The following is a 21,910-nucleotide window of genomic DNA, read 5'->3' as shown; positions in this document are numbered from 1 at the left end:
TCTCTCATCCTCTGGCTTTTTACTTGTGGTTAGATGCCCATAAAGTTGCGGAACCAGTTACCAACACGGCTAATTCCACCAGTGCGGCTGTAGTTCGGCTTGGGTATGCGATCTGTCTTCGCTTCACTGCCGTTTGTCCACAGTGCGTTAGTTACCGCAGTTTCATAGGCGCGATCTGCTGTATCCTGTGCTTCAGGTACTTTGTTAGACGCTTTGATTAAATCCGCCTCATATTTTGCGATCGCCATTAGGTCTGCGGTGGCCCCTGCTATCTGAATCAGGCTTGAGCGTTGAGCGTGTCGGGTTGCCTCCGCAGTAGTAGCGTTGACGTGTTCGGCTTGCATCTCGGTCATTTCGTTCTTGAAACGCTGTTCTCCTGTCTTACTGGTGTTGATAGCTTTCAGGGTTTGCGTTCCGTGCTTCTGGGTCAGTTGCACAAGTTCGGCATAAGCTTGGTTTACGTCCCCTGTGGTTTCAATGATTTTCCGATATGCCTCCAAAGCTTTAGGCAGATTAGCCTTAGCTGTGTCCGACAGTCGCGCCATGTCTGCAATTTTGGTGATTACCGTTTGATCTCCCTGTAAGGCTTTGTTGAACTCCTCAGCCGACACATCAAACAGTTTGCCCATTGCTCCCAAAGTACCTGGGGCAGTGCTGGGAATGTGGTTTTTCAGTTTGGCAGTGCCATAGTTACGCGCCATGTTTTACTCCTATTGCTGGTACTTCAATTGATTAACCAATGCCTCTGCCAGTCCCAACAGGTCGCCTAAAGTTACTCGTTTGTAAAGACCTTGGATAATGGGCGAGACTGTTGAAACAGCCGACGCTGATACTGTGCTGCCAATAACGTTGATTTCGGCTCCCAGCAGAGTTTGGGCTATGTTTTGCAGGAGAAAGAGTTTTTCTACCTTGCTTAGTTGTTCAAATGTGCTGCCGTATTGTTGCTGAAGTTCATCTAGGTAGGAACCATCCCCCGGCATTGTTGATGTGAAAAAGCCTAGTGGTTTATTCATTGCTGGTAAGATTCAAGTAGTGTATACGATGCTTAATTGCATTTGGAGCGAACACCATGTTTAACAGGCAATGGATTCGCTCTTTCTCTTAGGATAAAAAACCGTCAAAGCAATGTAAATCAACATTGTTGTGTGCTTCCAGTTCCCAGCCCAATTCAGTTAGTGCTTGTTGAGCATCACTAACATTCACATCAGGGTGAAAATCCAAGGCTAAAAACTGTGGATGCTGACGAATTTGTGTTAGTAATTCCTGAGCTTGTGCAACTAATTCTGGTAGTGCTTGAGTATTCATAATTCACCTCACAAAATTGATAATTGCAGTGATTCTTGACTGATGACAGAACTTTTTATAGTTGCACCCTCTACCTCATAACAACGATTTGTTAAAGCTTTGTGATTCAGCTTCAAATCCGCTTTTTTTCGTTGTCCTGCCAGTGGTTGAAAAATAAATTGTGGTGCTTGGATTGTGCCTGTCTTGTAGAGATAGCGGTATAGCGTTCTGTCTATCTGGTAGACTTTTTTACTGCTCAAGATAGTGCTGTCATAGACCCTATTTAAGTTATTCATGACTGCCTCTTAAAGACTTAACAAGGGTGTCGCCGTAGTTAACCAACAGGATGGTAAATAACTGTGAGTAAGTGCTGATTCCGGTCTGTGTGATGATTTCTTCTGCTTTAGGCAAATACTTTTGATCCAAAACAATCCGTTTTTGACTCATAACTTTAGACTCCTCATCAATGCCTGTCCTTTTGGCTTCTCGATTGGTTGTATTTGTTCAATTGGTGCAATTTCTGTCTGAATTTGTGGCTGTTGGTTTACAGACTTTGTTAGAGGTGTTTGAAAACTGCTTACATTGCCTGCCAAGTATTCTGAAATTAATAAATTCGTGGCAGATGCTATATTTATCCCTCTTTGTGAACTATATTGTGACAACCAATCATGATGGCGTTTATCTAGTCTCACTCTTGTCTCGTTTGTCTCAATCTGTGACAAAGAAGATATTTTCAAGTCCCATTTATGTCTGATTGCATCCAACAGCAGATTTACGGTATCACTCAGCTTTAAATATTCGAGTGACTGTCTGATTCCCTCAACTTTCGCCGCCACAGAGGGCGCTAAACGTACTTGCATTTCATCACATAGCTAACAATGCAGTAATGTTTGATAACTGTGGATTAACAGGAATATAAAACCCTGGTTTGGCACTTAATTTCTGACGTACCAAATTTGCACATCCACCAATCAGCATGATGTTGGTAACATCTGCCAAGTAATCATTAGCGGCTGTGGTTATACCGTCCATCAGCCCGTTAAACCAGTTTTCTAATAGCCCAGGAAAGACGGAACTAAAATCATATTTCCGCCCATAAGTTAAGGAACCGTCAGCAATCGCGTCCATCATCTTGGCCACTTTAAAGGCGACGTTATCGCGCTTGGCGTGACTCTGCATTAGGTCTGAGTTGATGATGTCGTTAGCTAAGGAGACTCCGCCAACTTTGGGGATTGAACGACGGGTGAGAACTTCACAACCGGGAGTCATAACAACGTAGTTTGTTGTTCCTCCGCCGATATCAATGGCGAGTGTGTCGCCTTCTGGTTCCAGCTTGCCTGTTTTGTAGCCGTTGACTACTGCCACATCTGTTTCTAAGTAAAACTCAACGTTTTTGATGCGGTGTTTGTAGCCCCTACCGTTGACCGTCACTTGGTGATCTGCAATCAGGGTTTGACGGATGGTGTCTTCATCCCATTGATTTCGTTCTGGGACTAAAAATCTGACAGTACCTTCAAAATCTTGCCGCAATCCTGCTAGGGTAAAGGGTTTGACAAATTCTGGTAACTGTTTTCCTCTCTCTGCTGCTGTCTGGGGGTTTTTCTGCTTGGTTGCTCGTTCTCCCAAAACTAATACTTTGTCGTCTAGTTTGACGCTAGGGGAATCATCGGTGTCTATGTCCCTAGCGCTGGTGTAGGTAACATCCTGAAATACTGAGCGCATCACACGGGGTTTCTCACCTCTGAGGGCGGTGATGCTGGTGAAGTTGCCAATATCTGCAAAATAAATGTTGATCACTTGCTATCTCCTAAAGCTAGTAGCAGCCATCTATATAGATTTGGCTGTTGCTAACCGTTTCAGCCAGTTATGTCGCTTGCGCTTTTGTTACTTCCTACACCTAGCTGGGAGAGTCCACTCAGCCTTTCTTAAAGCTTGTTATCAGAACAAATACTTATTACGGTCTAATTTTTATAGTTTAGTCATCGACTATTCGTTTAACGTCTCTTTAGATGTTATATTAACACTAATAGTGTCGGAGTAGGCACTACTATCAACTAAATAGGCACTATAAAAACTTATACCTCTAGACAAAACCATTAGTTATGCTCATACTAAATAGTGCCTATTTAGAGTTAATATGTCCCCAAAATATAGAGGTAAACGAGCAAATGTAACCTTCCCTCCTGCGGTTTTTGATGCGATCGCAAAAATCGCTAAGGCAGAAACACGAACTGTATCAGCAATGGTAGTTATTTTATGTGATGAAGCTTTGAAGCAAAGAGGAGTAGAAATAGCAATAGAAGAAAATAATGATTAAAACTGACAGCATATTATCGTGTAAAAGCTTGAGAAAAGACGTATTAAACCTTCACTGACTCTCAGCACTAAATAAGGATACTAATAGAACGCTATTTGTTTAAAAATGCGGTGTAGTATCAGTAAAGGAAGCACTGGTTTAACATCATCATTAATCTTTAAAGTCACCAATGACTATCGTGCAAGACCCAGTAGCAGATTTTCAACTCCCGCCGCACAATGAAGCGGCGTTAGAGCAAATTAGGGAGGCGAAAGACTATGAATCTGCTCTTGCTCTAGCGGCTGGTGGTGCTGCACTCGTATCTGGTGGCATGATTCATCCGTTAGGCTGGGTTCTTTTTGCAATGGCTTACAAGCCATTGTACCGAGTTGAAAAACTCGCGCGACTGGAAAAATTGATGACTGTACTTTTAACTGAGTTTAAAACTCAGGGGGTACAAGTCTTTCCGGTGCTGAAGGTAGAAGATAACCATCCTATTGACTTATTGGTGAGGTTTCCCAAAAAAGCACACCTGATTATCTCGATTCGTTCGCGGGGGGATAGTGAGGTGATCTACAACGAAAAACGGGAAATTCTACAGGTAAGAAAGAACAGCAAGAGTGGTTTAACTACCTGGAAACCTTGCCCATTAGTTGAGCTATCCGATTATGAGAGATGGCTAACTAAAAATAGAGCTTTGTTCGGAATGTCTTCTCGTGAGGTTCAAAAGACACCGACAGCAAAAGTTTTGGTCTTGTGGAGTCCCACCAAGGCTGCACCTGACCACAATCCACATCTTTATTCTGAGATGGGAAGTATGAGACTCCTAGCTCTCAGGAGAAAAGGAACTGCATTTGTAATTCAACAGGAGGAAGTAACTGACTTGGTTAGAGCTTGGTTAGCCAAGTACGAAGAGAATAAAGAATGAAAACCCCTCGTCTCGACGAGACAGGGGGTTTTCTGAATTTATTCAATTGGAATTGGGGATTGGGTTTTGACAGGCCTAATTAATATCCCTACCAGTAATTTTATCTTACTTTTTTGGAGTATTAAGCCATTGTAACATCGGCCACCAAAACAGGAATAGTAACTCAGGAATTTAATGAAATTGAATTGCTGAATGCTTAGATAGAAGATTACTGCCACAGGATAGCTCCAATTCCTCCAAAACAAACATTTAATGGAGGATCAGGAAAATGTCGTTACAAGTATTGAATGACTCAGCTACCAACAATAAACCAGTAGAAGTTACCAAAACTAACCCATGCCCCCACTGTGGAAAACCAGACTGGTGTTACTCCATCGGTGAACTGACAGTCTGCAACCGAGACGCAGAACCCGCCTTTGGATGGGAAAGGACAAGTAAGAGAGATCGCAACGGCAAGCCCTACTATGCACCAGCCACAGCGAAAAAATCGCCACGTCCCCAAGGTAAGGAAGAATACGTTTACACAGATACAGAAGATAATCCCTTAATTAAAGTGACAATCATCCGTCCTGGTAAGGTCAAAGATAAGGATGTCTTTCAAGAATATTGGGACGGTAAACGTTGGGCCAAAGCTAAAGATTTAAGTGCTGAATTAAAACGCTCCCACCAGCAACAAGTCACCATCTACCGTTACAGCGAAGTACAAGGGGCGATCGCCTCTGGTAAACCAATATTTGTGGTTGAGGGTGAACGTCTAGCCGATAGCCTGTGGAACAGAGGTATAGCAGCCACTACCAACATCGGCGGTGCTGGCAAGTATCGCTCATACGGCAACTACCAAAGTGCTTTAGAAGGTGCTAAGTTAGTTCTCTGTCCCGACCGTGACGAACCAGGGCTAAAGCACATGGAGGATATTAACTCTGAGTTTCCCGATGCTAAGTGGTTGTATGCCCCACCGAGTGATTTTTACTGGACACACCTACCCAAACATGGGGGATTAGATATTCAAGATTGGATTGACTCCGGAGCGACAACCGAAGACATCCTACAAGCGATTGAGGATAGACGAGTCGTTGTTGATGCACTCAATGAGACCCTGGAACTGGAGGTCGAACGGGATAGACCAGCCCAAAGTAAGTATAAGCAAAAATTGAATGCCATTCGTGCTGTGTGGGGATCTCGCCTACGCTGGAATACCCTCAAAAAACAAGTAGAACTCGACGGTAAGCGATTGCCACTTGACCGGATTGATTTAAAAGTCGCCATTGATGTTGATATCGACATTAGTAAAGAACAAGCCAAAGGCATTGTTTTACAACTGGCTCAAGAACATTCTTACTCCCCAGTGGTTGAGTATTTAGAGTCAGTTGAAAGACACTACCCCAACGTAGATGTAAGTTTGTTAGATAAGTTGGCTCAACGTTACTTTGGCACTACTGACCCACTACACGCGGCACTAATGAAACGCACATTAATTGCAGCTGTAGCCAGAGCATTTGAGCCGGGGTGCAAACACGATGAAATTACCATCCTTCAAGGTAAGCAGAAATCTCTCAAATCCACATTCTGGGAAATTCTAGCCGGGGAAGAATTTTTCACAGATGACCTCAACGGCACAGAGAAAGACGAGGTTTTAAAAATCAGCCAGTATTGGATTTTGGAATATGCCGAGTTTGAGAACTCCTACAAGAAAAAGGATGTCTCACAACTCAAGGCGTTTCTGTCGAGAAAGAAAGACTCAATGCGTCGTCCCTACGGTACTGACATTGAGGATTTTCCTCGCCCATCCATTCTTGTCGGCACTACCAACCTAGATGAATTTCTCTATGACCCCACTGGTGAACGCCGCTTCTGGGTGATAAAGGTACTGTTCAAGAAAATACCCATCAAGATGCTGGTGGAGGAACGAGATTTAATCTGGGCTGCTGCTGTCGCTGCTTACCGCAATGGTGAGCAATGGCGACTGACGGAGCTTGAGGATGAATGGTTAGACGCAGCCAATAAACAATACCAAAGCACGGACACATGGGAAGAGGCGGTAATGGCTTGGGCTGAGTTGCAAAAAGAAGTATCCGTCGGCGAAATCCTCAGCGATGTACTCAAGATTGAGTTAGCCAAGCAAAGTAAAGCCGAACAAAACCGTGTAGCGGCTATCTTACGTTCTCACGGCTGGACAAGAGGCGATCGCAAACGGGTCAACGGTAGGTTAATTCGCCCCTGGCTTCGACCCCAACAAGAGGTGGAACAAGAGGTGGAACGGGGGGTGGAACAGGAGGTGGAACAGCCCCAAGCCCTTGTTACAACTGACTTAGAGCCAGAGTGTTCCACCTGTTCCACTAATTCCCCCCAAACTTTTCCAAATTTTGATAGCAATAATGAAACTGCCCAAGGGATACTGCCCCAAACGGTAGCGCCATTCGTAACCCCACAAGAAACAACACCACCAGAAGCAAATGAAAAAAGTTTAGAGGGGCAGGAGGTGGAACAACCTGTAGATGAGCCGCAAACCCAATCACCACAAGTAATAGAAGAGTGTTCCACCTCCCGTTCCATCCCCTGTTCCACCTCCGGTTCTACCCTCGAATTATCTTTTGAGCAGAAACTTATGGGTAATGTGGCACTAATTAGAGAATCTATTGCCGATCAGTGTTGGGGCTTGATTGCCACGCTGACAGAAGAATGGACGAGTGAGTTTAAATCGGCTGTTTGGAAAGAGTTGACCCCAGAGGAGCGTCAGGCAGTGAAGCAACTCAAGGCATTGGAATAAACCTGAGACTGAGGGTCAGTAATTGTGTGGCAGTGCGCTCTCCCTGTTGATTTTAGAATCTGGGTCGCTAATTTGACAGGCAAAAGTGTACTAATAGCTGGTAGTTAAACTCTCTGCTCTAAAGATGGCAGAGTGGATAAAAACCAGCAAGTATGAACATGGCAAAGATAATTTATGTAGGCATCGAGCCGAGATCCCTGCAAATTCGGAAATAGAGGCTGAAAAGTCCTGTCATATATAGCTTTCAGCTTTTTTGCTACATCCAGTTTTACCTGAGTACAGTCATGATAATTTTAGTACACAGTTACTAATAAATCCGGGTTTTGCTCTCTCAAATACCAACATTTGGGTAAAAGTTGGTATTTAGGAGCAGAGTAACATTGATTTTTTAGGGTTTTGGGTATGACGAAAGAAACTATTCAATCATCGAAAGTTGGTAAAAGCTAAATTTAAGAACGCAAATATGCCCACAACCACCGCGACCGCTACTAGCTAAACGTTCTTAAACACCAGATATTTCAAGCGTTACAGCGATTATGTACCCTTGATGCCAAATACTCCCCAACAATTTGAAACTGCAATCTAGACAAGTCCCCAAATCTTTGAAACCTAGAATTGGCAAGGCTTTCCAGGGTCTATTTCCGAATTAGCAGGGATCTCGGCTCTATGCCATGTAAATACAGATTTTTGGCTAAAAAGGAGGGCAGAGTTGCCACTGGAGAACAAAAACCCCACAATATCTGTGGGGAAATCAGAACCAGGACGCTAGGACAAATGTACTATATAGGGTGATAAGAAAGCAAGCTTTCATATCTATATATTTTTCGAGCTTGGGTAGTATTACCGAAAAAGTAGGAAAATTGCTGAAATTTAAGGAGCCTCAGATAGTAACTCAAATATCTCACTGACGAGTTCATCTAAATTTTCAATTTTGGAGAGACATCGATCAAAGCCAGCGTTTAAAGCCAAAGACATGGGAAAATCCCGTGTATAAGAAGTGATAGCAATAGTAGGCAGATGTTGTAAAAAAGGGCAGGAATGCAAACGAAGCTGTTTAACTAACCAATGTCCATCATGATGAGGTAACTTCACATTGCATAAGAGAATATCGGGACTTAGTGATTCGATTTGGGCAAGTGCTGTTTCTGCATCGTGAAATGTTATCACCTCTGCACCTTCAGCTTCTAAAAGAAGAATTAGCAACTCGGCAATGTCAGGCTCATCCTCAACTAGCAAAATGCGCCTAGAGGAAATATCAGGTAAGAAACTGGAGTGAGTGTGTTGAGCGTTGATTTGTTCGGTCACAATGCAGCTCCAATATTGCAGATGACGGTAGCTATCTCTATTGCAGCTAGTCAGAACAAACAAATGTTCTCTCTGTGGAAAGAAAAAGAGTGAGTAATAGTATTAGGCGTAGATACTGTAGGCGAAACATTACGTAAGACTATCAAAGCCTGAAAGCTTGATAATTCACCAGTTGAAGCTGATGAAGTTTTGTAAAGAAAGTAAAGCTAAAATCGGAGTTCCAAATATCAAGAAATATTTGGCCAACGGTATCAAGGCTATATTTACCCCAATAAAAGGTGTCACAGGAGGTGGAACGGGGGTGGAACAGGAGGTGGAACAGCCCCAAGCCCTTGCTACACATGACTTACGAGTTAAGTGTTCCACCTGTTCCACCTATCCCCTCTAAACTTTTCCAAATTTTGATAGCAGTAATGAAACTGCTCAAGGGATAGCGCCCTCAACAGCAACGCCAGAAGTAACACCAGTTGAAACAATACAACGACCTGTAAATGAAAAAAGTTTAGAGGGGATAGGTGGAACAAAGTGTAGTTGAGGCTCAAAGCTAATCAACACAAGCAAGAGAAGCCTGTTCCACCTCCCGTTCCACCTCTCGTTCCACCCCCTGTTCCACCTCTGGATTATCAATAGAAGAGGAAGTTATTGCCAACGTGCAACTGATTAGAGAGTGCATTGCGGAGCAATCCTGTAGCATTTAAACCTGTTTTGATGAGCCTAATAGGAATGAATTGCTCAACTCAGTACAGCAAAAATGGGTAGCAAAATACATCAGTGTGCCATGCCAGTTTTATGTGAAATCTATGGCAGTTTCATGTCAGATTGACGTTAAATCTTAGTCAGTTCCATGTAAATTTCATGGGAGCCGTAAGTTTGACCGCAGTTTCCTTATGTCAAATCCTTGGTAAATCTATGGTAAAACCTAGTCAGATTGACGTGAATTTCATGTCAGTTGAAAAAATTTGAGTTTCCGCACAGTACGCCAAAAAGTTTTTGCAGAAAAAACGAGTTAGATTTACAATTTCATTGGGTGAAAAAAACTCGTATTAAGTAATATGAAATTTTGAATTACTCAATACTACAGACCATAATTCTTACGCTTTTAATAGCTCAAGCGTGTCAAATCATGTCGGCTAATCTCTGGAATAATAGCTGTTATTGGAGTATTAGCCCATCTTCTACAAAGGAAGAATTAGCTGATGTAACAATTCGCTTTATCTGTTTTAAAAGAGAAAAAGAGGTAAAGTTTAACTTCTGTAAATCTCCTGCTCAGGCAGTAGAAGTATTTAAAAGACTGCCAAATAATGAAAAATTATTTGATGAAATAAAGTCCACCTGTCATGCAGTATTAAAATTGTGGTGCTTTGCAGTTAAGCACCTTGAAAAAACTACAACCAGACTCAACAGTTCTGTAAAAACAGAACTGGAATTTGTGAGCCACAATTCTAGCCAAACAGCTAACCCATTACGTTTGACACCTGCACTCAAAACAAGGGGTGTAGCTAAATGCTGACAGGAAAGAACACCGAGCCACAGCAAGCAGTACATTACTTCATGGAAGGATATTACCAGGAAGGCACTTCACGCTGGTCTGGTAAAGGTGCAGAGATTTTAGAACTTGAGGGGCCAGTAGATAACCAAGAAACATTCTTTAACATCGTTAATGGACTGTCACCAGATGGCAGTGAACACCTGACTCAACGAAAGTTAGACTCATCGCAACGACGGGCGGCAACAGACTTTACATTCTCCGCACCAAAAAGTGTCAGCCTGCAATCGTTGGTAGGTGGAGATGAAAGGTTAATTACTGCCCACCAGTTAGCAGTACAAAAAACCCTAGAACTAATAGAAGAACGTTACAGCTACACCAGAGTCACAACAGACACAGGACGGGAAGCAACCAAAACAGGAAATTTAGTAGTTGCGGAGTTTGACCACATTGAAACCAGGGAACTAGACCCGCATTTGCATACTCATGCCTTGGTCATGAATATGACCTATCTAGAGCAGGGGAAGCGGGGGGGGAAGAAGAAAGCAGAAGAAGAAGAAGAAGAAGAAGACTGGAACAACTTTCTTTCTTCCCCAGCTACCCCAGCCACCCCAGCTTCAGGCTCATGGTATAGCCTTCTCAATGATGAGATTTTCAAAAACAAGAAATTTCTGGGGATGGTGTACCAGAACTACCTAGCCCTTGAGGTAGAGAAGTTAGGTTACGAAGTAGAAGCTAGAAAACATGGACAGTTTGAAATTAAAGGCTTTAGAGAAGAAGACCTGGAAGAGTTTTCTAAACGAAGGCAGCAGATATTAAGTGCAGCAGGAGAGAATGCAACATGGGCAGAACGTGAAGCAGCCTGGACTGCCACACGAAACATCAAGCAGAAAATTAACCCCCAAGAGTTAAAAGCCAAGTGGCGAGAGGAAGCGGCAGCACTGGGCATCAAATTTGTACAACCAGGGGCGGCGCAGCTAGAACGGAAACCCCGGTTAGTTAGCAATGAGAATTTAGAAGACGCGATCGCGCACTGTTCAGAAAGAAATGTGGCTTTCACCCAAGAAGATTTAGAAAAATTCATTCTTAACCAAGGACTAGCGACGGATGTAAGCCAGATTGAGCCATTAGTTAAAGCTAACTCTGAATTACTCAGCCTATCGCCAGAAAAACGTGACTTTACAACACTCGCAGCAGTTAACCGGGAACTGGCAACCATTAAATTGATGCAGTCAGGGCAAGGTCAAGTTAGCCCACTTGCCCACCCAGAAATAGTTGATAGTCATCTAGAGAAAACAGCTTTAAACCCAGACCAGCGTCGAGCCGTCCTGGATGCAGCAACTACAACTGACCAATTTACAGCATGGCAGGGGGTAGCCGGTGCTGGTAAAACTTTTGCACTCAAGGAACTAAAAGCGATCGCCGCAGCATCGGGCTACACCATTAAAGGCTTTGCTCCCAGTGCGATGGCGGCTAAAGTCCTGAGTCAAGAGTTAGAAGTTCAAGCAGAAACTGTTGCTAGGTTACTGGTGTCTGAACCACCCCAAGAGATTGAATCCCATCAAATTTGGGTAGTGGATGAAGCCGGGTTACTGGGTGCTAAAGATGCCCTTGCCCTTTTAGAACGGGCTACCCTTGAACAAGCCAGAGTTTTGTTAGTAGGAGACACAAAACAGTTATCAGCAGTAGAAGCTGGCAACCCCTTTAAGTCGCTGCAACAGGCAGGAATCAAGACCAGCTACTTAAACGAATCTAATAGACAACGTGCGCCGAAACTGAAATTGGCAGTAGACTTGATAGCCCAAAGTCGGATTGAGGAAGGATTTTCACGACTTGATGAAAACGGTTGTATTGAGATTGTTACACCAGAATCCAAAATTCAGGCGATTGCCCGTGACTATATAACAGCCACACCCGAACAGAGAGCGCGAACCCTGGTATTAGCAGGAACAAACTTTGAGCGTTTGGCAATCACCCAAAAGATTAGAGAGCAGTTAAAAACCGAGGGCAGCTTAGGGACTGCCAGCACCATCACCCAACTGCAAGCCAAAGACCTAACATCGGTACAAATGTGCTACACCCACAACTATGAATTGGGTGAACTGGTCATGCCCACCCGCAATTACAAACGCCGGGGTTTGGAAAAAGGTCAGCTGTATGAAGTCGTGGGGAAGGACAATGACCAACTAACGCTCAAAGCTAGTGATGGTCAATATCTTCATGTAGATACGGGATTTGATAAGGCAGTTTACCAACGTCAAGATATTGAAATTGCCGAGGGCGATCGCCTGCGCTGGACAAAAAATGACCGTCAATTAGGACGACGCAACGGTCAGGAGTTTATAGTTAAAGCCATTGCTGGTTCTAACGCTCAAATCGATTATTTAGATAGTGGTCGAACTGAATTTATCAACCTGCAACAAGCACAGCACCTGGATTATGCGATTGTCAGCACTACATATAGTAGTCAAGGTAAAACTGCTGACCGAGTTCTGATGGCTACTGACAATACCATTGGGCAAGAAAGCTTTTATGTAGCGGTTAGCCGTGCTAGGTATTCATTGAAACTGTATACGGAAGATAAAGACAGTTTACTTGCCCTGGCGCAGTCGAGTAGGGCTAAAGAAAATGCCCTGGTGCTACTAAGACAGAAGGAATTAGAGAAGCAGCACCAGCCAAAGCTTGAAAGAAAAACGGTTGTAAATGCTGTGATTGTAGCCCAAAAAGCTACTGTACAACCGGAAATAGCAATACCCCAACCAGTTGTAAAAACTGAGGTTACACCACCAGTTATTACAACTCAACCGCTAGAAACACCCCTAAGTGTTGTTACCACTCAAAAGCCTGTTATTAAAAAACCAGTTCCCAAAACAGTACAGCAAAAAGTAGCATTTTGGACTCCTAGTTATGTGGGTGAAGTCCCTGAAAGACTCGACTCTGTTCATTGGCGAGAATTGGTAGAAAGCAGTGCCATTCATCCTGAAATTGCCGTTCGTAACTTCAAAAGTTTGCATCAAACCACAGATTGGGAGCATGAAGCTTGGGAATATCTCATGTACAGTGAGGGGTTGCCACGCACCAACACAGGTAGGCTCTCCAATGGCATGATCAGTAAATATGGTCACATTGAAGATGGCGGCTGGTGGTGTGATGCGGGTGTTAATCCCAAATTCTTTGCTGACCTACAGTCTGGAGATAAACCAGATAAGAAGTTATGGGGATGCTATAAACCTAATAACCCCAGAGAGAAAGCTGATAAACCAGGCAAATTCATTAAGTATGAACATCCACCCAAAACTGAGCTTAGTATCTTCCTGTTAGATGTGCCGGATGATATAGCTCTACGTATCTATGAAAAATATGGGGTACAGCCCAGCGAAAGCGATCGCGCAAGTGGATTTTGGTACTGTGTTTGGAAGCACAATATACCAGTCACGATTACTGAGGGAGCGAAGAAAGCAGCCAGTCTGTTGAGCCAGGGACAGGCTGCCATCGGACTGCCAGGAATTTATGCTGGTTATCGCAGTAAGAATGATAGGGGTGAACAGGTGAAAGCTAGGCTCATGGATGAGTTAGCGGTTTTCGCCACTCCAGAACGAGAAATGACTTTCTGCTTTGACTATGAGACACGGGAAGAGACAAAGCAAAATATAGAGATTGCCATCTCACGCACTGGGCGGCTGTTAGAGGAAAGGGGAGCGTCTGTCAGCGTGGTGACATTGCCGGGGCCGCATAAAGGCGTTGATGATTTGATTGTCACTCATGGGCCACTGGCATACGAAAAGGCATTTTACGAAGCATCAAGCCTCAAAGTATGGCGGGATAACAATAATAAACAACGGCATTCACCGCCTGCACCACCTAAAAAGTTGAGTGACTTTGAGCGTAAACAACGACTACTACAGCGTTTTAGAGGTCAATTGACTCAATTGGCATTTAAGAAGTCAATTGATGCACTGACTGACCAAGAGTTACTGTACTTAGAACAAGCAGTCAAGGAATATTTTGCTCAACCTGTGGCTCAAGTCCCAGTACCTATTAATAGAGAAGCAATTGAAAACGAAATTAGTCAGCTTCAGCCACAAATTGATAGTTTGTGGTTAGAACACGCTCAACAAGAGAAAGCTATCAGATTCATGGAGCGTTTTCCGCTTCATAAGTTGAGTAACAAGTACAACTCGACCCTAGACCAGCAGTTGCAAACTATCGGAACTATCAAAGAATTATTTACACGTAAACAACAACTTGAGTTAAAAATTCAGGAGTATGAAACCCTCGTTGAAAATCATCACTCTTGGGAGAAAGAACAGCAAACTGTTGAAATGAAAACTATGGCTGAAATACTCAAATCTCCTGGGTTACAGTCAAGATTAACTTTGATTAAGGATGAGATAGAACTGAAGCAACAGCAACGTCAAGCTAGGTTGTCTATTTCTCAACAGCCATCACCACAACCGCGCCGAGGCTTGAGAAGGTAGATACATTATTAGTTATGTTAGCCGTCTTCTAGTAATGTTTTGCTGTCATCAGGCATTGTCAATGCTTATTCTGATGTCATCTGTTCTGGGTTTATATTGACTTGTTTGTTATCTATCGCCATTCAAAATACTTCCAATATTCATCAATGAGTTGAAGTTTTAAACCATTGACTCATTTTGTAGTGCTGATGTAGGTTTTGGTATTATATTTTGATTTCTATTTTTCTAAAATTATTTTTTGGCTCAAAAACTTCCTCCAAAAATTTGGCGTACTGTGCGAGAGTTTTTAGGGCAGTTTTTCAGTAAACCTCTCTGGGAGATATTGGGTTTGATTTGGGATAACTTGGATTTTTTCGGGAAGTATTGGGAATTATTGGTAGGTTTAATGCTTAATGATAATAGGGTCAATAAAGGGTAGGGAAAATTTAAAATTTCGGGAAATATCGGGAAGCATTGGGAATTATTAGAAATTTCTAGGAGAGATTCTGGTAACTGTTGGGAATTATTGGGTCAGATTGGGACATCAATAAATTCTCACTGTCAAAGCTGATAGTGAGAGTCAAAATTAGAGATAATTTATGGCTGAAACTATTGAAAAATCGTTAACGAGTTTCTGTTAGTATGATTTCTCAATAAACACATCTAAAATTGTTTAGGGAACTCTATTGATGTCTATTGATAAAAAAGAACTGATACGGCGCGTTTCTAAACGCTTAAGTAAAGGCAGTGGCACAGTTGAAGAAATTCTTGATGCCACGCTCTTAAGAAATATATGAATCTCTAAAACAGGGAGATAGCGTTTCTCTACGAAACTTTGGTACTTTCGTCAGTCAGAACAGGACGAGAATGTTGGGTGTTCAAGTTCAATCCTTCTCAACGGTTGCGTCATGCTGCAAGGTTGGTCATCAACTCATAAGCCGAACGCATGATTTAAAGTAGATATTTCTGCCATGCAGCTAAGTGTAGCGACCTGCAATGCTAATCGCTAAAACCTGCAATCATGACATTTTCAAACCAGGATTATTTGCAACTATAATTGTGCTTCAGCCAGGATTATTTGCAACTGAGCCAGGATTATTTGCAACCAGCCTGCAATCATCGGTTTGAGCCAGGATTATCTGCAACTATAAAAGTCAAAAAAACGGAGGTTTTCTTAACTGCTTTACTGATAAGGCTTAGAGAACATAAACCCGTTGGTTTTCCAGTTAAAAAACTCGGTAAATAATTCAAAGTTAATTTATCAAATTCCGACATGAGTTTTTTGACAAAACCTTGTCAAAGAGTGAAAACTTAGCCCTAGTAAAGTGTTGAGCTTATTTGCAAATAATCCTGGTTGAAACGGATGATTGCAGATTGGTTGCAAATAATCCTGGCTCAGTTGCAGTTAATCCTGGCTCAACTGAAATTATAGTTGCAAATAATCCTGGCTGAAAACAACGATGATTGCAGGTCGAGGCATTTATAATTGCAGGTTCTTACAGCTAAGAGAGTGGTCAACTTCAACCCTGATAAAATCAGGAGCGAGAATTTGAGTCTTTGATGAAACGGGGGAAGGTATGCAAGCAAAGAGCGAGATCACACTAAAATTTAGCGGTGAATTACCAGAAGCCAAGCCAGCAGCAAATAAAAAAGTTGAAGTTTCACTGACTGACCAGAACGGTGTAGTATTTACTGCTCTGATTAACGCGAAAAGCTGGCGCAAGGCGGAAACCAATACGACTGAGTTTGCGGACTGGGCCGGAGCTATATCGGGGAAGCTGGGTCAACGAACAGATTCGGGGTTTGAAGTAGTTGATGCTGGGTTACAAATCTTTGAGAAGAAGGTGAAGGAGCCTAAAGCAGATGCAGAGGCAGAGGCAGAGGCGACAGGAGAAGTCACTGGTGTAGCTTCATAGAGTGTCAAAAGCTTCATGAGCAAATTTCCACCTCTGCAAATATCTCATTGCAGAGGTGGAAGCTCTTTTAATGGCCGATTACACTTTTTCCTAAAAAAGTGGAATCCCAAAGAACGTAGTAAAAATGAAAATTGACCAAGTATTTGTCAAGCGGCGCTATTCGCCTGAAAAGGGTTTAAGTAATAATCGACTAAAAATTTTGGTTAAGGCGCTCAAACCTTGCTATGTAGTTTTTTTGTTGGTTAATCAACCATTCTCGGTAATTGAACAGTAGTGTTCAATGCTACTTCTACCTCAAACCTACTTAGAAAGTGAATCCACACCAAAAAACGACTACCTAATAAGTCTGTGGTACAAAAAACTGTTCATTTCGAGGTGGTCTGACATAGCTATCGGCAGACTTGCGGGGAGACAGTTCCAGGGGTTGTGGAGTCATATCCACGTAGGGAATCTTGCTGAGGATGTGGTAAACACAATTTAAGCGAGCGCGTTTTTTGTCGTCTGCTTCGACGGTGAACCAAGGTGCTTCGGGAATATTGGTGTGGGCAAACATGACATCCTTGGCTTTAGAGTATTCCACCCAGCGATCGCGCGATTCGAGATCCATCGGACTGAGTTTCCACCGCCGAGCTGGATCAGTGGTTCTCGATTGAAAGCGCCGTTCTTGCTCATCATCGCTAACAGAAAACCAATACTTCAAGAGAATGATGCCCTCACGCACCAACATCCGTTCAAATTCTGGACAATCTTGCATGAAATGCTTGTACTGTTCTTGTGTGCAAAAGCCCATCACATTTTCTACCCCAGCACGGTTATACCAACTGCGGTCAAACAAAACAATTTCACCCGCAGCAGGCAGATGGGTTACATAGCGTTGGAAGTACCATTGGGTCTTTTCACGATCGCTGGGCGTGCCTAAAGCGACGATACGGCAGCCACGCGGATTTAACGGCTCGGCAATGCGTTTAATCGTACCCCCCTTACCTGCGGCATCCCGTCCTTCAAAAATAATGACGATGCGCGCACCTGTAAACTTTACCCAATATTGCATTTTGACCAGTTCTAATTGCAGTTTGGCTATTTCTTTTTCGTAGAACCGACTGGATATTTTAGAACTTCCTTCACCTTCAGTCGTGTGTTTTTTAAGCTTGAGTTTTTTGAGCTTTTTCGCGCTCTTTTTCTTAGTTTTTAGCGTTATGAGCGGGGATTCTATAGCTTCTTTAATCGGATTTCCATTGTCTTGCTCAGTGTTCATAAAATTTTTTGGGGTTAAGCTTTAGAGACGATAATGAATTGATAAGATTTTGAGGTAATGATTACACGAAATAGCCCTTTGGTGTAATGCGAAATTACGCTATCAACCATATGGTATAGATAGCAGGAATTACGCAACAATAACGTACTTTCGTCATTGCGACCGTAGGGAAGCAATCGCAAAGGTTTAATTTTCATGGCGAGTGCGTAAGTCCGAGATAAAATACTGCGCTGAAGAGGTAGTACATGGAGCCATTAACTGCTAGTGCGATCGCTATTGGAACAGTCATTGCGACTAAGGCTTTGGAAAAAACGGGCGTGTAGTATCTGTAGGGTGGGTTATGGCTCTGGCTAACGCACCCTACGTATATTTCAATAATCAAATATGAGTCCTATATGAAGCTATCTACTTAGCCTCTATTGTCCGTTTTAAAAATATTTACTTAGATGAAAATTATGGGTTTAATCCGATTAAGTGACGCGATCAATAACCTTCGAGAAGAACTAGAACTTGCACAAGAAAGTGGCGAAAATCAAAATCTGCAATTTAATGTTGGGTCTATAGAGCTTGAGCTAGAGGTATTAATAGAACAAGAGGGATCTGGAAACGCAAAGATTAACTGGTGGATTGTTGCAGGTGGAGCAGAAGCTAAAGTCAAAGGTGCTGACAAGCACAAGCTTAAACTTACATTGCAAGCTGTTGATGCAAAGGGTAAACCACTTAAAGTTTCAAAATTCCAGGATAGACTTCTTAAATAAACAGATAGTTAATAAGCTGATAATATTCAGCTATTTAATTACATGGATCAACGACGTGTTGTAGAGGTGCATAACCCATCTTGTAAATCGGGTGGAAGTGGCTATCTGATTCGGAATAATCTCATTCTGACGGCTCACCATGTTATTGCTCCACTCGATCAGGATGAAATACTCAGACCAAGTTACCACATCCGTTTTATTGGAGATTATTTACAGGGAAGAACTGAGTGGATACAAGAAGGGTGTGATTTATGTTGGGACGATCCAATACACGATCTTGCTCTCCTCAGACTTAAAGTAGATAAACCAGAATTCTTATCTTCTCAGGAGCCTGCTATTCGGTTCGGGAAGCTAGGACTCGGATGTAATAGCTTATCAGCAGAAGGAATAGGTTTCCCATTTGTTCAAGTGATTGAAGATCGCCAGAATCCTGAAGAACTCGCTGGATACCTGAGTTGGATTTCTGGTTTAAAGGAAAAGCAACTGCGACTACAAGTCACCTCTCCTATTCCAAATTCTCCTGACGAGTGGCAAGGAATTAGCGGTACTGCTTTATTCGTTAAGGATTTGTTAGTCGGTGTTATTGTTGAAACTAACAAGAGCTTTGCTGAGAAATGTCTATGGGCAACACCTATCTCGCTGGTTGTCAACAGTGAGAAATTTTGTCAAAAAATACTTCATGATCCTAACGGTAAGATAATTTTGCAGGATGTGCAACCGATAAAGTTAAGTCCCTTCCAAGCACCACCCCTACCAACTTACTATGTAGACCGTCCAGAATATAGTCAAGACTTAAAAAAACGTTTGCTTAGAGAGTCATCAGATGTGCGTACTTTGGTAGTGACTGCCATTCATGGCTTGGGTTCTGTAGGTAAATCTACCCTCGCAATGGCTTTAGCGCATGATCAAGAGGTACAAGCTCACTTTGGTGACGGGATTCTCTGGGCAACATTAGGTCAGCAGCCCAATCTTCTATCCCTTCTTAGTGGCTGGGTACAGGCATTGGGGGACTACAACTTTAAAGCCACTAGCGTGGAAGCTACCTCCATTCAATTACGCACATTGCTGTATGAAAAAGCTGTACTGTTAGTTGTAGACGATGTTTGGAATACAGAAGATGCCCAAGCCTTTAATGTTGGTGGAGCGCGTTGTCAAGTTTTAGTAACAACCCGCGAAGCAGGAATTGCTCAAGTTCTCGGAGCCAACACATATTCTCTGGATGTGATGCAGCCATCCCAAGCGATGGAACTGCTGACTAAAAAATTAGGACGTAATTTCACTGACACAGAAATTCAACCAGCTGAAGTTTTAGCTCAAGAGCTTGGTTACTTGCCTTTGGCATTGGAACTAGCAGCTGCCCAAGTTGCTGGTGGTATTTCTTGGACAGTTCTTGTGCAGGATATGCAGCAAGAGGTAGCCCGCTTAAGAACAATTGATGATCCAGCAGCCAGAGATACTAATGATGAAGCTTGCTTAAAAAAACTCAGTTTAACTGCATCATTAAATTTGAGCGTTCAGAGATTATCAAAGGAAACGCGAGAAAATTTCATTTGGCTAGGAATACTACCGGAGGATGTAACTATTACTAGGCAAATGGCTGTAACGCTGTGGGATATGGATGAGGAGCGGGATGCAGAGGATGAATTGCATTATTTGCACTCGAAAGCACTATTATTGCCTGGTGTCCCTTTGGTAGATGGAACACCAACCTATCGTTTACATGACTTATTCCACGATTTAGCACGCAATCTATTAACTTCTTCTCCAACACCTAAGCGTCGAGGAGATTTACCAGGGCTAGGTATAACTCTTGCTCATGCTCACGCCACCTTTTTGGAGAAATACCGACAAAAAACCCAATATGGTTTGTGGCATACCCTACCTTATGACGGTTATATCCATCAGCATCTAGTTTGGCATTTGGAAAAGGCTCGAAACGTAGAAGAGATTCACAAATTATTGCGGGAAGATTCAGAAACAGGAGGTAATGGTTGGTATGAGGCTTGCGATCGCTTGGGACAAACTGCCAACTTTGTAACTGATGTTGCTCGTGCTTGGCAATTGGCAGAAGACTCCTGGAATGAAGCAACCCTACCTCAAGTTATTGGGTTGCAGTGTCGCTATGCTTTGATTATTGCATCTCTTAATAGTCTGGCAGCTAATCTACCAGTAGAACTGCTAATTGCGTTAGTTCAAAAAAATATGTGGACTCCTGAGCAAGGACTCGCTTACGTGCTACAAAGCTCGAATCCAGATGATAAAGCAAACTTGCTTACACAGCTAGCCAATCATTTGCCACCAAACCTAAAAGAATTAGCACTGTCAAAGGCTCTGGCTGCTGCTAGGCAGATTCAGGATGAGTCATATCGCGCCGATGCCCTAAATAGTTTGGCTCCTATTCTGCCTCCTGATTTGTTAAGTGAGGCTCTGGCTGCTGTTAGGGAGATTCATGATGAGTCATGTCGCACCAAAGCCCTCAGTAGTTTGGCTCCTATTCTACCTCCTGATTTGTTAAGTGAGGCTCTAGCTGCTGTTAGGGAGATTCATGATGAGTCATGTCGCGCCAAAGCTCTAAGTAGTTTGGCTTATAAACTGCCAGAATTGTTACCAGAGGCTCTGGCTATTGCTAGGGAAATTCAGAATGAGTATTATCGCGCCTGTGCCCTAAGTAGGTTGGCTCCTATTCTGCCTCCTGATTTGTTAAATGAGGCTCTGGCTGCTGTTAGGGAGATTCACGATGAGTGGGGTCGTGCCAAAGCCCTCAGTAGTTTGGCTGATAAATTGCCAGAATTGTTACCAGAGGCTCTGGCTGCTGCTACGGAGATTCACAATCAGTCAGGTCTTGCCGATGCCCTAAGTAGTTTGGCTCCTATTCTGCCTCCTGAGTTGTTCAGTAAGGCTCTGGCTGCTGCTAGGCAGATTCACAATGAGTCAAGTCGCGCCAAAGCCCTAAGTAGTTTGGCTATTAAGCTGCCAGAATTGTTACTAGAGGTTCTGGCTGCTGCTACGCGGATTCAGGATAAGTCAAGTCGCGCCAAAGCCCTAAGTAGGTTGGCTATTAAGCTGCCAGAATTTTTATCAGAGGCTCGGCCTGTTGCTAGGGAATTTCAGTCTGAGTCAAGTCTTGCAGATGCCCTAAGTAGTTTGGTTCTTATTCTGCCTCGTGATTTGTTCAGTGAGGCTCTGGCTGCTGCTAGGCAGATTCACGATAAATCAAGTCTTGCCGATGACTTAAGTAGTTTAGCTCCTATTCTGCTTCCTTATGTGTTAAGTGAGGCTCTGGCTACTGCTAGGGAAATTCAGCCTGAATCAAGTCGTGCCGATGCCCTAAGTAGTTTGGCTCTTATTCTGTCTCCTGATTTGTTAAGTGAGGCTCTGGCTGCTGTTAGGCAGATTCACGATAAGTCATATCGCGCCAAAGCCTTAAGTAGTTTGGCTATTAAGCTGCCAGAATTGTT

19 protein-coding genes are annotated in these 21,910 nt (G+C 43.1%); 9 read left to right on the top strand and 10 right to left on the bottom strand.

The genetic code is table 11. The features are described 5' to 3' along the window. Nucleotides 1-29 precede the first annotated feature (29 nt). The 7 genes from ACM5QX_RS24330 to ACM5QX_RS24300 all read right to left on the bottom strand — a co-directional run bounded on the left by ACM5QX_RS24330 (nucleotide 30) and on the right by ACM5QX_RS24300 (nucleotide 3,081). Complete coding sequence (locus ACM5QX_RS24330) at nucleotides 30-701, bottom strand: hypothetical protein (protein WP_414755897.1); 672 nt, start codon at nucleotides 699-701, stop codon at nucleotides 30-32. 9 nt (nucleotides 702-710) lie between these two features. Next, a complete protein-coding gene (locus tag ACM5QX_RS24325) occupies nucleotides 711-1,013 on the bottom strand; it encodes a hypothetical protein (RefSeq protein WP_414755896.1) in 303 nt (100 codons plus the stop codon). 88 nt (nucleotides 1,014-1,101) lie between these two features. Beyond that, nucleotides 1,102-1,305 carry a hypothetical protein gene (locus tag ACM5QX_RS24320; protein ID WP_414755895.1) on the bottom strand — a complete coding sequence of 68 codons (204 nt, stop codon included), beginning with the start codon at nucleotides 1,303-1,305 and terminating at the stop codon, nucleotides 1,102-1,104. A gap of 8 nt (nucleotides 1,306-1,313) precedes the next feature. Then, nucleotides 1,314-1,580 (bottom strand): hypothetical protein, encoded by a 267-nt coding sequence (locus tag ACM5QX_RS24315; RefSeq protein ID WP_414755894.1) that lies wholly within the window; start codon nucleotides 1,578-1,580, stop codon nucleotides 1,314-1,316. Further along, nucleotides 1,573-1,731 carry a hypothetical protein gene (locus ACM5QX_RS24310; protein WP_190571138.1) on the bottom strand — a complete coding sequence of 53 codons (159 nt, stop codon included), beginning with the start codon at nucleotides 1,729-1,731 and terminating at the stop codon, nucleotides 1,573-1,575. Before ACM5QX_RS24310 ends, ACM5QX_RS24315 begins: the two co-directional genes overlap by 8 nt. Then, nucleotides 1,728-2,144, bottom strand: a complete 417-nt coding sequence (locus ACM5QX_RS24305) for a hypothetical protein (RefSeq protein WP_414755893.1) — start codon at nucleotides 2,142-2,144, stop codon at nucleotides 1,728-1,730. Before ACM5QX_RS24305 ends, ACM5QX_RS24310 begins: the two co-directional genes overlap by 4 nt. Before the next feature lie 4 nt (nucleotides 2,145-2,148). Beyond that, nucleotides 2,149-3,081 (bottom strand): ParM/StbA family protein, encoded by a 933-nt coding sequence (locus ACM5QX_RS24300; protein ID WP_414755892.1) that lies wholly within the window; start codon nucleotides 3,079-3,081, stop codon nucleotides 2,149-2,151. Nucleotides 3,082-3,421: 340 nt separating this feature from the next. Between ACM5QX_RS24300 and ACM5QX_RS24295 the strand changes: the two genes are divergently transcribed. The 3 genes from ACM5QX_RS24295 to ACM5QX_RS24285 all read left to right on the top strand — a co-directional run bounded on the left by ACM5QX_RS24295 (nucleotide 3,422) and on the right by ACM5QX_RS24285 (nucleotide 7,275). Beyond that, on the top strand, nucleotides 3,422-3,601 hold the full coding sequence (locus tag ACM5QX_RS24295) for a ribbon-helix-helix domain-containing protein (protein WP_414755891.1): 180 nt from the start codon (nucleotides 3,422-3,424) through the stop codon (nucleotides 3,599-3,601). A gap of 169 nt (nucleotides 3,602-3,770) precedes the next feature. Next, complete coding sequence (locus ACM5QX_RS24290) at nucleotides 3,771-4,508, top strand: hypothetical protein (RefSeq protein ID WP_414755890.1); 738 nt, start codon at nucleotides 3,771-3,773, stop codon at nucleotides 4,506-4,508. 268 nt (nucleotides 4,509-4,776) lie between these two features. Further along, the gene (locus ACM5QX_RS24285) at nucleotides 4,777-7,275 is read left to right on the top strand and encodes a VapE domain-containing protein (RefSeq protein ID WP_414755889.1); all 2,499 of its coding nucleotides are present in this window, start codon (nucleotides 4,777-4,779) and stop codon (nucleotides 7,273-7,275) included. Between the two features lie 870 nt (nucleotides 7,276-8,145). On the opposite strand, the gene ACM5QX_RS24280 is transcribed toward ACM5QX_RS24285, so the two are convergent. Both ACM5QX_RS24280 and ACM5QX_RS24275 read right to left on the bottom strand, forming a co-directional pair. After that, nucleotides 8,146-8,580: a response regulator gene (locus ACM5QX_RS24280; protein ID WP_414755888.1), complete on the bottom strand. Its 435-nt coding sequence runs from the start codon at nucleotides 8,578-8,580 to the stop codon at nucleotides 8,146-8,148. 544 nt (nucleotides 8,581-9,124) lie between these two features. Further along, a complete protein-coding gene (locus ACM5QX_RS24275) occupies nucleotides 9,125-9,253 on the bottom strand; it encodes a hypothetical protein (RefSeq protein ID WP_414755887.1) in 129 nt (42 codons plus the stop codon). 450 nt (nucleotides 9,254-9,703) lie between these two features. Between ACM5QX_RS24275 and ACM5QX_RS24270 the strand changes: the two genes are divergently transcribed. From ACM5QX_RS24270 to ACM5QX_RS24255, 4 genes are all read left to right on the top strand, one after another. After that, nucleotides 9,704-10,090 (top strand): hypothetical protein, encoded by a 387-nt coding sequence (locus ACM5QX_RS24270; RefSeq protein WP_414755886.1) that lies wholly within the window; start codon nucleotides 9,704-9,706, stop codon nucleotides 10,088-10,090. Continuing rightward, entirely contained in the window at nucleotides 10,084-14,544 is a 4,461-nt protein-coding gene (gene mobF / locus ACM5QX_RS24265) for a MobF family relaxase (protein ID WP_414755885.1), read from the top strand. The genes ACM5QX_RS24270 and mobF overlap by 7 nt, the downstream gene beginning before the upstream one ends. A gap of 1,556 nt (nucleotides 14,545-16,100) precedes the next feature. Next, nucleotides 16,101-16,439: a hypothetical protein gene (locus ACM5QX_RS24260; protein WP_414755884.1), complete on the top strand. Its 339-nt coding sequence runs from the start codon at nucleotides 16,101-16,103 to the stop codon at nucleotides 16,437-16,439. Between the two features lie 124 nt (nucleotides 16,440-16,563). Continuing rightward, on the top strand, nucleotides 16,564-16,713 hold the full coding sequence (locus ACM5QX_RS24255; protein ID WP_414755883.1) for a hypothetical protein: 150 nt from the start codon (nucleotides 16,564-16,566) through the stop codon (nucleotides 16,711-16,713). A 63-nt stretch (nucleotides 16,714-16,776) separates the two neighbouring features. Here the strand turns inward: ACM5QX_RS24255 and ppk2 are convergent, their stop codons facing one another. Continuing rightward, on the bottom strand, nucleotides 16,777-17,694 hold the full coding sequence (ppk2, locus tag ACM5QX_RS24250) for a polyphosphate kinase 2 (protein ID WP_414755882.1): 918 nt from the start codon (nucleotides 17,692-17,694) through the stop codon (nucleotides 16,777-16,779). Nucleotides 17,695-18,140: 446 nt separating this feature from the next. Here ppk2 and ACM5QX_RS24245 point away from each other — a divergent pair, with 446 nt between their 5' ends. Both ACM5QX_RS24245 and ACM5QX_RS24240 read left to right on the top strand, forming a co-directional pair. Next, nucleotides 18,141-18,452 (top strand): trypco2 family protein, encoded by a 312-nt coding sequence (locus ACM5QX_RS24245; RefSeq protein WP_414755881.1) that lies wholly within the window; start codon nucleotides 18,141-18,143, stop codon nucleotides 18,450-18,452. A 42-nt stretch (nucleotides 18,453-18,494) separates the two neighbouring features. Further along, on the top strand, nucleotides 18,495-21,910 hold a 3,416-nt coding region (locus ACM5QX_RS24240; protein ID WP_414755880.1), incomplete at its 3' end, for an NB-ARC domain-containing protein.

The organism is Anabaena sp. CCY 9910 (genome assembly GCF_963920875.1).
Taxonomy (GTDB): domain Bacteria; phylum Cyanobacteriota; class Cyanobacteriia; order Cyanobacteriales; family Nostocaceae; genus Trichormus; species Trichormus variabilis.
The sequence above is the reverse complement of the archived record's forward strand: the minus strand, read 5'-3'. Positions and strand labels throughout refer to the sequence as shown.